General features: G+C 42.0%; 9 protein-coding genes. 6 read left to right on the top strand and 3 right to left on the bottom strand.

What is annotated here, in order from left to right; translation table 11 throughout:
- Positions 1 to 23: 23 nt before the first annotated feature.
- The 3 genes from MKY14_RS19250 (at position 24) to MKY14_RS19240 (ending at position 2,630) form a co-directional block, all read left to right on the top strand.
- Entirely contained in the window at positions 24 to 731 is a 708-nt protein-coding gene (locus MKY14_RS19250; RefSeq protein ID WP_076126261.1) for a DUF421 domain-containing protein, read from the top strand.
- 108 nt (positions 732 to 839) lie between these two features.
- Positions 840 to 2,336, top strand: a complete 1,497-nt coding sequence (locus MKY14_RS19245) for an alpha-N-arabinofuranosidase (protein ID WP_076104908.1) — start codon at positions 840 to 842, stop codon at positions 2,334 to 2,336.
- 12 nt (positions 2,337 to 2,348) lie between these two features.
- Positions 2,349 to 2,630: a DUF6171 family protein gene (locus MKY14_RS19240; RefSeq protein WP_076100542.1), complete on the top strand. Its 282-nt coding sequence runs from the start codon at positions 2,349 to 2,351 to the stop codon at positions 2,628 to 2,630.
- 49 nt (positions 2,631 to 2,679) lie between these two features.
- On the opposite strand, the gene MKY14_RS19235 is transcribed toward MKY14_RS19240, so the two are convergent.
- From MKY14_RS19235 to MKY14_RS19225, 3 genes are all read right to left on the bottom strand, one after another.
- Positions 2,680 to 3,594 carry an ArsR/SmtB family transcription factor gene (locus MKY14_RS19235; protein WP_076100540.1) on the bottom strand — a complete coding sequence of 305 codons (915 nt, stop codon included), beginning with the start codon at positions 3,592 to 3,594 and terminating at the stop codon, positions 2,680 to 2,682.
- A 192-nt stretch (positions 3,595 to 3,786) separates the two neighbouring features.
- The gene (locus MKY14_RS19230; RefSeq protein ID WP_340977123.1) at positions 3,787 to 8,550 is read right to left on the bottom strand and encodes a LamG-like jellyroll fold domain-containing protein; all 4,764 of its coding nucleotides are present in this window, start codon (positions 8,548 to 8,550) and stop codon (positions 3,787 to 3,789) included.
- A gap of 480 nt (positions 8,551 to 9,030) precedes the next feature.
- The gene (locus MKY14_RS19225) at positions 9,031 to 9,936 is read right to left on the bottom strand and encodes an ArsR/SmtB family transcription factor (protein ID WP_076126270.1); all 906 of its coding nucleotides are present in this window, start codon (positions 9,934 to 9,936) and stop codon (positions 9,031 to 9,033) included.
- A gap of 276 nt (positions 9,937 to 10,212) precedes the next feature.
- Here MKY14_RS19225 and MKY14_RS19220 point away from each other — a divergent pair, with 276 nt between their 5' ends.
- The 3 genes from MKY14_RS19220 (at position 10,213) to MKY14_RS19210 (ending at position 13,365) form a co-directional block, all read left to right on the top strand.
- Entirely contained in the window at positions 10,213 to 11,457 is a 1,245-nt protein-coding gene (locus tag MKY14_RS19220) for an extracellular solute-binding protein (protein WP_036675642.1), read from the top strand.
- A 79-nt stretch (positions 11,458 to 11,536) separates the two neighbouring features.
- Complete coding sequence (locus MKY14_RS19215) at positions 11,537 to 12,415, top strand: carbohydrate ABC transporter permease (protein ID WP_076138280.1); 879 nt, start codon at positions 11,537 to 11,539, stop codon at positions 12,413 to 12,415.
- A gap of 53 nt (positions 12,416 to 12,468) precedes the next feature.
- On the top strand, positions 12,469 to 13,365 hold the full coding sequence (locus tag MKY14_RS19210) for a carbohydrate ABC transporter permease (protein WP_036675639.1): 897 nt from the start codon (positions 12,469 to 12,471) through the stop codon (positions 13,363 to 13,365).
- The last annotated feature ends 96 nt before the right edge of the window (positions 13,366 to 13,461 follow it).

The raw sequence follows: 13,461 nt of genomic DNA, 5'->3' as shown, positions 1-13,461 counted from the left end.
TGAATAGGAAGGGAGCATTAGAGATGCAGGTATATATGGACATTGTGCTTAGGGCCTTTGTTGCTATGATCATGCTTTTGCTGATCGCCAAAATATTGGGAAAACAAACGTTATCTAACTTGACCTTCCACGATTTCGTGACGGGTATTATATTGGGCTCAATAGCCGCGAACTTGGCGTTTAATAAACAGCTGCATTCTTCCTACATGATCCTGGCGCTTATAGTCGTTACCGTTACATCTTTTTTACTATCTATCATCGCTTTAAAAAGTCGTAAAATGAGAAGCTGGATTTCAGGTTCACCCACTGTACTTATTGAGGATGGGAAAATTCTTGAGCAAAATATGAAAAAGGTAAGATATTCGTTGGATTCTTTGGATCAGGCCTTGAGAGAAAAGGAAATTTTTAATCTAGAGGTAGTAGAATACGCTGTGCTGGAAGATAACGGAATGGTGTCTGTATTAAAGAAACAAGAGTACCAATATGTTACCCGAAAAGATCTAAAGCTGTTGTCCGTTCCTCAGAGCTTTCCCGTTGAATTGATTATGGATGGAATAATGCTCGCAGATAATCTTAAGGATAATGGCCTGACCCAAGAGTGGCTGGAGAACGAGTTAAGACGTAAGGGGAAACAAATTTCTGATGTGTTTTACGGGGTAAGAGGAACGCAGCAGCAGCTGATTTTTGACTATTATGAAGACGGGATAAAGAAACCTATTGATAAAGAATAGCTTTTGTTCATATTGGAGATTGACGGATACCTAAGCAGCGTCTTATAATGTTTATATAATTATTAATTAGTTAATAAAAATATAAACGTTGAGAGGCGGTATTTAACCATGGCAGAACGTGCGATCCTTAATACTGACATTCGCAAAGGGACGATTAACAGAAATATTTACGGACATTTTTCTGAGCATCTTGGCCGTTGCATTTATGAAGGGATTTGGGTTGGAGAAGATTCAACTATTCCTAACACCAACGGTATTCGTAATGATGTCGTGAAAGCGCTTAAGGAAATTAAAATTCCTGTACTACGCTGGCCAGGTGGCTGTTTCGCGGATGAATATCACTGGAAAGATGGTATCGGAGCCCGTGAAGGTCGTAAACGTATGATTAACACTCACTGGGGCGGAACGGTTGAGAACAACCATTTTGGTACGCATGAATTCATGGAATTATGTGAGATGCTGGAATGTGAGCCTTACATTAACGGTAATGTGGGCAGTGGTACCGTTCAAGAGATGTCCGAATGGGTGGAGTATTTAACCTTTGGAGGCGTATCTCCAATGTCCGAGCTTCGCCAGCAGAATGGCCATCAAGAGCCTTGGGCTGTGACTTATTTTGGCGTGGGGAATGAGAACTGGGGCTGCGGCGGGAATATGCGTCCAGAATATTATGCAGATCTTTATCGCCAATATCAGACGTATGTACGAAATTACGGGGACAATCGTATTCACCGGATTGCTTGTGGTCCTAACGTGGATGATTATCACTGGATGGAGGTTCTGATGCGTGAGGCAACACGCTTTATGGACTCGATTACCCTGCATTATTATACAATTCCTGGTCCAGCATGGGAGAATAAAGGTGCAGCTACAGGCTTTGAAACGAGTGAATGGTTTAGTACATTAGAGAAAGCCCTTCGCATGGATGAGCTGATCACCAGACATGGCGTTATTATGGATAAATATGATCCGGATAAAAGAGTAGGTCTTATCGTAGATGAGTGGGGAACTTGGTATGATGTAGAGCCGGGGACGAATCCAGGATTCCTGTATCAACAAAATTCAATTCGGGATGCTCTTGTAGCAGGCGTGACCTTGAATATTTTCCATAAACATAGTGACCGGGTACGGATGGCAAATATTGCGCAGACGATTAACGTACTTCAGGCAGTTATATTGACCGAAGGGGAAAAGATGGTGCTGACCCCAACGTATCATGTATTCAATATGTTTAAAGTCCATCAGGATGCGGAGTTGCTGGATTTAGCACTGGAAAGTGGCACTTACAGCTTTGAAGGCCGTGAGATTCCTGAAGTATCTGCTTCGGCTTCCGTAACTGCTTCTGGAATCATCCATGTCAGTCTTTGCAACTTGAACCATGCTGCTTCTGCTGCTGTTCCACTTGAGCTTCGTGGTCTTTCCGGGAAGAAGGTTGAAGTGACAGGCACAACACTTGCCGGTGATAAAATTGATGCTCACAATACCTTCAGCCAACCGGAGGCGGTAGTGCCGCAAGCCTTCACTGCCTTCACTCTGGAGGGCGATCTTCTTAATGTTGAACTGCCTCCAATGTCAGTAACTGTGCTGGAGATTACGCCGAAGGCTTAAGGTGGTGTTACCATGTCAACAACATCAACATGCAAGGGATGCAGAGAGGATTATAAAGTTACGCCAACGCAGATTAATCGTATCTTGTCTTCTTCCATGTTTAAGCCAGAGTTTTGTGTTCCAGATGAAGTTTACGCTGAACGGGTTGCCCTTTGTGGGACTTGCCCTAAGCTGCACGAAGGGGTAACTTGCGTCGCTTGCGGCTGCATCATCCCCGTAGTAGCCAAGCTTAAGGAACGTAGTTGTCCATTGCCGGGGGGTGGCTTGTGGGGTCCCTTTATCGAAAAGAATTAAGCTAAAATAAGAGCCGCATTCGACTCTCCAATGGGAGGTGAATGCGGCTTTATTCTTGGTTATCCGTATAGAACAACTCAACGATTAGATCTTCATTATAATTTCCAAAACCTTTGCCAAAAAGAGTAATCCCGCCAATATGCTCGGCATCTTCATCTACGGAAAGCTTGAAAGACCACTGTTTGTCACGGATATTCACTTGATCAAGGGTAACTTCTGAGAGCTTCAAACCATCCATAAATGTACCTTTTGCTGTAATGCGCAGCTGCTTGAGCAAGCCGTATTGGTTCGTGAGTGCTGGCCACCAGGCCGGTGTATATTTACCACGGCTATCCCCGTAGTCACCGGGACTTGTCCAGAATCCAAGCTTCACTCCGTTCAGAGTGAATGTGATATCCGAAGGCCAATTATTATTAATGGAAGGTGCTTCGGAAGCAATTTCCATGGTTATAATCAGTTCCTCAGGATGCTGGCTGGAGAGGAGGAAATTAGGGATTTTATATTCGATAAATCCTTTGCCGAACCAAAGAATCCCCGCATTCATACGCTCAAGATCCCAGAAATAGCGGGGATCATCAAAACTGCCGATCACTTTCTCAGTAGTTGCAAGACCACAGGTTGGCTCGATCAGGAAGTCGGAGTAATGTCCAACCGGAATTTCCTTGCGATAACTTTTGCGCTCATTGATCTGTCTGCCTGGGAAGGTGATTTCTGCTCCTTCAGCAGCTAGAGTACAGATCTTTTGCAGACCACTTCGACCAGGTGCCATATGCGTCTGGATCAGTCCGGCAGCTTCCAGCTTACGCACATGCATAGTCATAATGGCGCTGCTCAAATTTACTGCTGCGGCCAATTCCTTAACATTCATAGGATTTTCGGCAAGCAAACGCAACATATGCAGGCGTACTGAGCTGGCTAAAGCTTCATAGACGGGAAGGGATTCTTCCGACAGGTCAAGTTTCATAAATGGCCTCCAATTAAAATTTATGGGCTAATCGCCGATGATTAAGAAATTTATTAATAACAATATAAAAATCGACGTTTATTTCGGATGTATAGTTAATGATTATATTAGTTAAATACTTTTTTTACAATATGGGACTTTAAAAAAAGAACGGAGCCTGTGGCTCCGCTCTCTTTTCAAATCAAATCTTGCTTAATCTACGTTCGAGCTATACTCTGCCTGTACTTCATCTGACTTGAGCGCTCTGCTGTAAATCTTCAGTTCATCAATCATACCCTTAAATGGTGCATCCCAATAGTTGACGCCTAGAGCGAAAACGCCGTTCTTGTTCTTAAAGACATTCGGGAAGCCCTCACCAGAGAACTGCTCTACTCCGTTGAGGTAAACTTTTACGGTATCATTGCTGACCGTAAACGCAACATGTGTCCATGTATTTACTGGAATCTTCATGGCAGAAATAGCATCATACCAAGCTTCTCCGGACCATAACAACGTTTTACCGCCACCGTTCTGAGGAACGAAGCTAATCCAGCTATTTTTAGTGGCAGCGCCGAAGAAAGTAGTTGTTGCATCTGTAAGTTGTTCAGGATTTAGCCACATAGATACGGTGTAGGTATTGCTGTCAATTAATCCATCAGGCAAACGGATACCGGAGGTACCGTTGAATATTGCAGCTTGACCGAGGACACCGTTACCGTATGTGATATTGCCTACTGTTGGGCTATCTACTTTTGCTCCTGTAACTTCGCCTTTTCCGTTCAATTGGAAGGAGTCATCCAGGTCGCCATCAAAAGCATAATGAGCTACTTTTCCATCAGTTACATTTACTGTGTAGCTGGCTGAAACTTCGCTTCCATCAGTCGCTGTTGCAGTAATTACAGCTTGGCCACCGACAGTTAGTGCTGTTACTATTCCGCTCGCTGCGTCAACAGCCACTACGCTGGAATCGCTAGAGCTCCAAGTTAGCGCCTTATTTCCGGCATTGGTTGGAAGCACACTTACTTGAGGGGTGAAAGTATTTCCTACAGCTACTGATTTAACAGCTTCACTGAATGAAATATTACTTACTTTAATGTTCGTATCAGGCTCACCGTTTACAAGCCAGCCCACAGCTTCCGCAGACAATGCTCTATCATACACGCGGAATTTATCAACCAAACCTTTGTATGGTGCATCCCAGTAGTTCACACCAAGAGCAAATACACCGTTTTCTGTATCAAAAATATCTGTGAATCCTTTTCCGGAGGATTTCAATATACCATTTACGTACATATTGACTGTTCCAGCATTGTAAGTGAAGGCAATATGCGTCCACTGGTTAACTGGAATTTGTAAGCCTGTATCAGCATCTAGCCAAGTATCGCTACCGAACCAGAGTCTGGTGGTTGCTCCACCGTTTCCATATGGCAGGAGACTGAACCAGTTCGTTTCGGTTTTAGCACCGAAGAATACAGGAGTAAAAGCTTTTAATTCGGATGGGTTCAGCCACATCCCTACCGAATATGCGCTACTTTGAATTAATCCGTCAGGTAGACGAACACCGGATTTACCATCAAACTTGGCTGCCTGACCGTCTTTACCAGCCTCAAAAGTGATGTCTCCATCCTCAGTGTTGTTGATCAGATTTCCGGTGACTATGCCGTCAGCTGTGCGATCCCCATTTTCTGCAAGGTCGCCATCAAAGTCAAAGGCAGCTACTAAGCCGTCTTCCAATTGCGTGCTCTTTTTTTCCATAACAACGGCGGTGAAGGTCTTAGTTACTGCGACTTCACCTAGCTTAATTGTAGCAGTCAGTTCAACTGTAGCGTTTCCAAGTCCAAGTTCAGGACGAGTAACCTTACCATTGTTAGCAATTACAGCCTCATTGGAAGAGGACCATGAAATTTCTGCTCCGCGCAAGCCTTCCGTAGGAAGGGTGATGTCATCGTATATTTTTCTTGTGTCACCAATACTCAAGCCTGCAGCAATATTGTTCAAAATCTGCTCAACGCTCATCGATTCCATCTGGCTGCCCCAGATAGTGATCCCTTGATCTGACATTGCGGTGAACGTCATAACATGCTGTTGGCGTGAGGAATCCCATTGCTTCACAAATACACCTTTGTAGAGATGTTGTACGGTGCTTCCATTTTCCGTTTCGTTAATGAGCAAATGAGCGAAGTACTCATCCTTCAATTCCCAAGTTCCGGTTAACGATCCAACGATCGTTCCGTCACTTTTTAGCTCGATATCTACTGTAGGTTTGATAATGCCTGAAACATCCTTGCCGTGGTTAACGAACTGATAAGAGCCGACAACATTATCCCGTGCTACAACCCCAATAGTTTCACCCGTGTAACGATGTACGGCAGTTACTGGCCAGCCATCTTCGTTAGTGAACATTTGATGCACACGAAGTTCATGGGTTTCACCACGGAGTGGGAAACGAGTGTGGAAGAAGTTAAATATTTTACCCGTTTCATCATCATATTGTACCGAGTTATGTCCTGAGGACACATAACCATACGTTTGGAAATTCGGGTCTGCATTTTGATTTGTAAACATGAAGTTTCCTAACAGCTTATTACCATATGGTGTGTTGTCACCATCGGTAGTTAGAACAGCATTCTGTCCTGCTGCATCCGTATAAGGGCCGTCCGGATTTGTTGAACGGAACTGCCGCATGCTGTAACCGCCTTTGGAGTCCAATCCACCGTAAGTTACATACAAGAAGTAGTAACCAGTCTCCTTATCGTAAACGATATACGGACCTTCACCCGATTTGGTCATTCCGCCAGAAATATGGGTTCCGAAATAGCGGTCGATAAGACGTCCATCAGCGGTCTTTCCATCTTTGCCTGGATATTTAGGTTCTCCGGTAGCTGGATCAATCTCCAGAATGAATATACCACCTGACCATGAACCATAAGTCATCCAAAGCTTGTTGTCTTTGTCGTAGAAAATAGTTGGGTCAATTGCATTTGTATAGGTTTTGTTTTGATACAAACCACCTGCATTAAACCAATCTGGATTGACACCTTCCAACGTTCCATTGTCGATAAGGTCCTTGATATTTGTATTGTCCCATTTCTTATTTACTTTACTGTCACTGTCATAAGCCTCTTCCTTGGTGAAACCGGAATAAATTACGGTATTTCCATAAGTATAAGGCCCTTCGATATTTTGCGAAGTGGCGTAGCCAATCGCCGAACGGATATAAGTAGAAGAAGCGCTGTAATACATCATATAAGCGCCAGTTGTTCCATCAGCGTTCTTATAATCGTTATTCCAGAATACGTCCGGTGCCCAGATGGAGAATCCGCCTTTACTGTCCGAATCGTTCTCGCCAGCCCATTTAAAGGATTCTGCCAGATTCTTGGACAGATCACCAAAAATCACGTTGCCCGGTGTTGTATAACCATTAGTGAACTGTGTCCAGTTCATCAGATCATCTGATTTGGCCGCATCGATATGGGAGCCAAATACATAATAAGTTCCATTATCCACTACCACCGATGGATCATGTACCGAGACATTGGTGAGTGCTGGTGCAGTTGCTCCCGGACTAGGTGTAGCCGTCGGACTAGGTGTAGCCGTCGGATCTGGTGTAGCCGTTGGGGCCGGAGTAGCTGTAACTTCCGGAGCCGAAGTAGCAACAGAACCGCCGTTAGATCCACCGGTACCAGTGGTTGCCGTAGCCGTTGGAGTTGGTGTTTCAAAATGGATTAACTGACTGTACTTGCTATCAAAGATAACCTTACCCGTGCCTTGGATGGTTAGGATATCGTTGAAACCAAGGATTAGATTCTTGATTTCTGTACCTGCTTCTACACGCAGCTTGGCTTTTTGCTTCAGTGTAACTTCAGCAATACTGCCTGCTGTCAGATGGAGTGTAGGCTCTCCCAACGCTTGAAGCTCAACGGAATCTAAGCTTCCTTTCAGCTTGAGGATGGAATCCTTAGGCAGCGTATTCTCAACAATAACCCGGCTGAAACCTGCCCCCGTTAGTGCATCTTCCTCTAGTATTGCGCCGGAATGTACGCGTACGTTTGGTACGGCACTTGTGCCTCTAGTAACGACTCGCAGCTTGCCGTTATGCTTATCTACTACCATTTCAGCAGCATTGGAGTCGCTTAGTACGACACTGTTTTCACCGCCACCAGAAACGAATACTTTTCCCTTAACAGTGACATTATTCAGTGTGACATCGCCCTCAGCAATACCTTCGGTAAGGTAGAGATTCCCTGAGATTGTGGAGTTTTTCAACTCTACGCCTGGGCTGCTGATAACCATATTCCGAGTGTTAATCCCCGAATAGCTTCCGCTCTTAGGCGTGATTTCTCCGCCAAGCTTCTCAATCATGCGCAGTGCTTCCGCTCTTGTTACAGCCTGAGTTCCTTTAAAGCTGCCGTCAGTGTAACCTTGCAGATAACCTTCACCAAGTAAAGACAATACTGCTTCTTGGCTCCATTCTGGCAAATCAGCAGCATCCTTTGGTGCAGAAGTGCCAACAGATGAGTTGAGTTGGAACAGTCTGTATAACATTACTGCAGCTTCTTGCCGACTTACTTGCTGTGCGGGTCGGAAGGTGCCATCGCTGTATCCTGTTACATATCCTGCAGCGGTTGCTTTTTGGATATCTCCGTAATAAGCACCTGTCGTGGAAACATCCGTGAAGCCTATATCGGCTTTTTCCTGCAAATTAAAGACCCGATTAACCAGAGTAACCCACTCTGCACGGTTGATTTCTTGATTTGGCTTATATATTCCGTTTCCGTAACCCAGAATCAAGCCCTTATCTACCCAGGTTTGAAAATCTTTTTGTGCCCAGTGGCCGGAATAATCGGCAGTTTGTTGCTGAGTGGATAATGCGACTGCTTTGGAATCGCTTGCAGAAGCAGCAGAAATTAATGGAGCAGGCACTAATAGAGTGAGGGCAAGCAGGGAAGCGGTTAGTTTACCAGTAGTTTTTCTCAAATGTATGATCCTCCGATTCTAGTGATGTAGAGCTTGTACACGCGTATTTTTCCAATTCCTCCCTTCTTTACTGAAAAAAATGTAAAACGCTTACATAATTAGCTACTAAAAAAACGCTTTCGAATATGAAAATGGTTTTAATTTATGTATTACTAAACCATAACACGGAAAACGTTTTATAATGCTCTCATTTTAAGCATGATATCAGCAAATAGTCAAACAGAAATTTAATGATTTATGAATCTTTTTATATTTTTATAAATTATAAATTCAAAATAGAGGCAAATGATTTAACTACTGGTGATTACTGCTGAAGTGGATAAGAGTGAAATACAGTGAATGGATGACTAGGCGGGATATATCAGCAAGATAAAGAGAGGGGATAGGGCATAACAGGTGGGGGGGAGCTAAAGAAGAATAGCTAATTAGTTGTTCACCCCCGCAAAAAAACCAGTTTTGCTTAGATCATAAATGAAAAATTTACAGATAGTACAACTTGAAAATGATATCTTGATCATGGTTTCCGAATTTTTTTCCGAAAATCGTTGCTCCTCCTACGTGTTTTGCATCTTCCTTCACTTCGATCCGAAAGGTCCAACGATCACAATTCGTATCTAAATCCTCAATCGAAACCTGAGACAGCGGGTCACCGTCAATGTAAGTTCCATTGTGGTTTGTAATTCTAATCGTTTTTAGCAATCCGTATTGATTGATATTGTGTGGCCACCATTCCGGTGTGAATTTACCTCTAGCATCAGCGAAATCTCCGGGGCTCGTCCAAGTCCCTAATTCCAAGCCATTCAAAGAAAAGGTGATGTCTGAAGGCCATACGTCATTAGCAAAGGGGAATTCGGAAGAAAGCTCTAAGCTAATCTCAAATTGCTGTAGGGTTTCCTCTTTTTTTAGGAAATTAGCGATATTATATTGCACATAACCTTGCGTGAACCAGAGAATCTCTGCGTCCACTCTTTTAGAATCCATGAAATACTTAGGTTCGTCTACTCTGCCGATAAACTCCTTATCCGTAGCAAGTCCGCAAGTAGGTTTCAGATCATAATCGGTATAATGACCAATCGGCACTGATGTCTCGTAGGAGGCAAAAGAGTGAAAGATTTTTTTCGGGAAGTTAATCTCAATATGATCCACCCTAAGGATTGAGATTTTTTGCATTCCTGATTTACCAGGCACCTTTTCAGTTTTTATGAGCCCTGCATCTTCTAGTTTTTTTATGTGTTTGGTAACGATAGGACTGCTTATTTTAAGTTCTTCTGCCAAATCTTTGATGTTCATCTTATTTTTGGAGAGCAACTGAATAATTTTGATGCGTACTTCACTCGCTAAAGCTTCGTAAACAACAAGAGAGGATTTGTCGATTTCCAACTGCATTTTACCCACTTCTTTCAAAGTTATTTCATATACTGTAAAGTTTATTAATCTATATATAAAGTAACATGAAAGGTAACCGAAGTAAATATAATATCGCTTTCATCTCCGAGAGATGAATCAAAAGGTTAATTAAACGAAAAAAAATTCTGTTAAGTTTATTTAAATGTTATTGACTACGCTTTCACAATGAATGTATACTAATCTCAAGTTAATCGTTTTCAAAGAAAGTGAACATGAATGGTTATCTTAACATTACAGCTGCAGGGGGAGAGAGTAATGAAAAAGAAATTTGGAGTTTTATTAGCAACGGTTCTAACATTATCGACAGTTTTGGCAGGATGCGGTGGTAAAGATGATAGTAAGACGATTACGTTCTGGACACCGCTGACCGGTGATGACGGTGCTTATATGGATCAAATTGTTAAAAACTACAATGCAACGAATCCCGAAATCAAAGTAAAACATGTTATTACGGCTGATATGTACACAAAAATTTCTACAGTTTTGGCATCTAGCAAAGGTGTTCCTGATTTAGCAATTATCCACGCTGACCGTGTTCCTGGGTTTGTTAAACAAGGTGTACTAGAATCCATGCAAGATACCGTATTGCCAGCACAACCTGAACTGAAAGCTGAAAATTACTTACCACAAGCTTGGAACACTGGTAATATCGATGGAACTCAATACACAGTTCCTCTTGATATTCATAGTAACGTAATGTATTACAATAAAGATTTGCTGAAAAAATATAACGCTGAATCCTTCTTGGATGATAACGTTGTTACTATTGATGAAATGCTTTCCTTACAAGGTAAATTGGATGAAGGCGATTACGTAGTTAATGATGCCTTGCTGGGCTGGGTTATCTTGGCTCAAATTCAAGATTTGGGCGGGGATATCCAAGTCGATGGAAAACCGGCTGTTAATACCCCTGTATTTAAACAAGCGTTTGAAAATGTTAAGAAAATCGCTGATGCTGGCCTGATGACTCCGTTTGGTGAAGACGGTTACTTGATGTTCCAATCTCAAAATGTACTTTTCTCGACAGACGGAACTTGGAGTTCTACAGCACATGCTGGGGTTGAAGGCTTGAACTTTGGCGTGACCAATGTTTATTCTCCTACTCCTGATAAATTCACCAACAGATCTTCTTCTCACTTGTTCGCTATGTTGAAAAATGATAAGAGAACAGACGAAAAAGAAGTGGGTATTGCTAACTTCTTGGAATATGTTCGTACGAATTCGATGGAATGGGCAAAAGCTGGACAAAACGTAGCAAGTAACGTAGTTAACCAAAGCCCTGAGTACAAAGACTATATGCAATCCTTCTTTACATCTGATGAAAAAGAAATCGAATCCCTATACATTTACACCTATGAATACTACCCATACATTGCGGAAGCTGTAGATACTTACTGTGCGGATATCGTGCGTGGCAACGTTGATATTGATGAGACTTTGGCAACGATGCAAAAATTTGTTGAAGATAAAATTGCGGAAAGCAGCAGTGCAGCAAAATAAAGCAAAATAGAATAGATTGTACGAAGTAATGTGCCATGTTATGGTGCATTACTTTGTGCAAAAGGAGAAATGAATTCCTATGAAAAAGAAAATCAATTGGGCACCTGCTTTCTTTGTAGGTCCGCATGTCATTTTGTTTGCTGTCTTCATTTTATTGCCAACGATTTATGGGATTTATGCTTCATTTACAAAATGGAATTTGATGAGTGATCCGGTATGGGTAGGCTTTGATAACTATAAGGCTATTCTTTTTGACAACAGTTCAACCTTTCATACTCAATTTTTCAGAGGCCTAAAAAATACATTGATTTTCGTTGCTATGTCTGTTCCGTTGCTGATTATTATTCCATTAATGGTCGCGGTGGCGTTGGAACATAAAAAAGTTAAAATGAAGAGCTTAATTCAATCTATTCTTTATATTCCTGGCTTGATTTCAATTTCTGCGGCAGCACTGATTTGGCTGTTGATCTTTAATAAGCAACTTGGGATCACTGGTAATCTATTTGGATCACAAATTGCTTGGCCTGCAAATCAACCCTATGCGTGGATTATTATCATTGTAATTACTTTATGGGGTGGTATTGGGGGCAACATGATTATCTATCGTGCTTCCTTAAGTGGCGTTTCTCAAGAGTTATATGAATCGGCTGAGCTCGATGGTGCGGGTTCTATTAAAAAATTCACTAGTATTACCTTGCCATCTATTCGTTTTCCATTAATTTATACCTTTGTTATGACAACTGCGGGTGCCTTTAATGTATTCGGCCAACCGTTAATGATGACCGATGGCGGACCTCGACAAAGTACACACGTTCTAATGATGTATATTCGTCAATTAGCTTTCGGTAACGGTGAGTCCATCGCCGGGATGGCATCAGCTATGGCAGTTTTACTGGGATTAGTTATTTTGGTGATCTCAGCGCTGCAATATTTTGTAATGAACCGAAATGCTTCATAGGTTCGCAGAAACTAATTGACTAACAAGGAAATGGAAAAGGTAGGTGTACTAAAATGTCAAACCAGGCAGTAAATCCAGTTGTAAATACAACAGGCAAAATAAAAGGCTCCTCCAGTGTAAGTATTTCAAAATATATTTCCTATATATTTCTAGGTATCCTATGTGTGATTTGGATCATTCCTGTTATATTCGGGATTTCCACCTCATTTAGATCACAAACGGAAGTAGTATCCTCGGGCTTTAGACTATTTCCTAAAGAGTGGGTCTTTGAGAACTACGTTACAATCCTAAACAATACCTCTACAGCTCCAATTCTACGTTGGTTAGGTAACTCATTGTTTATTGCTACATCTCACACCATTCTGGTTGTTATTGTTATTTCGATTACAGGTTTTGGATACACCCGTATTAAGTTTAAAGGAAGAGACACATTGTTCTTTACTTTGCTGGGGATCTCCTTCTTCCCGGGTGTTGTTAACTTGATTCCTTCTTATAAAATCATTGACTCCTTTGGTTGGGTGAATACTTCCTGGGCTATGATTATCCCTGGTCTTGCGGGTATGGGTAATATCTTCTTGGTCAGACAGTTTATGAACGGTATCCCAAAAGAATTAGATGAATCGGCTAAAGTTGATGGTGCTAGTGACTTTAGAATTTTCGCGCAAATTATATTGCCGTTAGTTAAACCAATATTGATTGTTTGCGGATTGTTCTCCTTTACTGGATCTTGGAATGACTTCCTCTGGCCGGTTATTGTGTACACAGATGTAGACAAAATGCCAATTACCGCTGGTTTGCTCTTATTGCAAGATATCTACGGAAACTATCGTATGATCGGACAATTAATGGGCTCGGCAATCATGGCGATTATTCCAACATTGCTGCTATTCGTTTTTGCACAAAAATACTTTGTTCAATCCATCAACCTGAATTCGGGTATCAAAGGTTAGATCGAATGAATTTAAACTTAAATACACCTTGACTTCTTATAAGGAAGGGTGTGTTTTGGTGACCTGCAAATATAAAAAAAGAGATAAATATGGGAG

Origin of the sequence: Paenibacillus sp. FSL R5-0887 (genome assembly GCF_038002305.1) — a bacterium.
Lineage (GTDB): Bacteria > Bacillota > Bacilli > Paenibacillales > Paenibacillaceae > Paenibacillus_AQ > Paenibacillus_AQ odorifer.
This window is presented reverse-complemented; position numbering and strand designations above follow the sequence as displayed.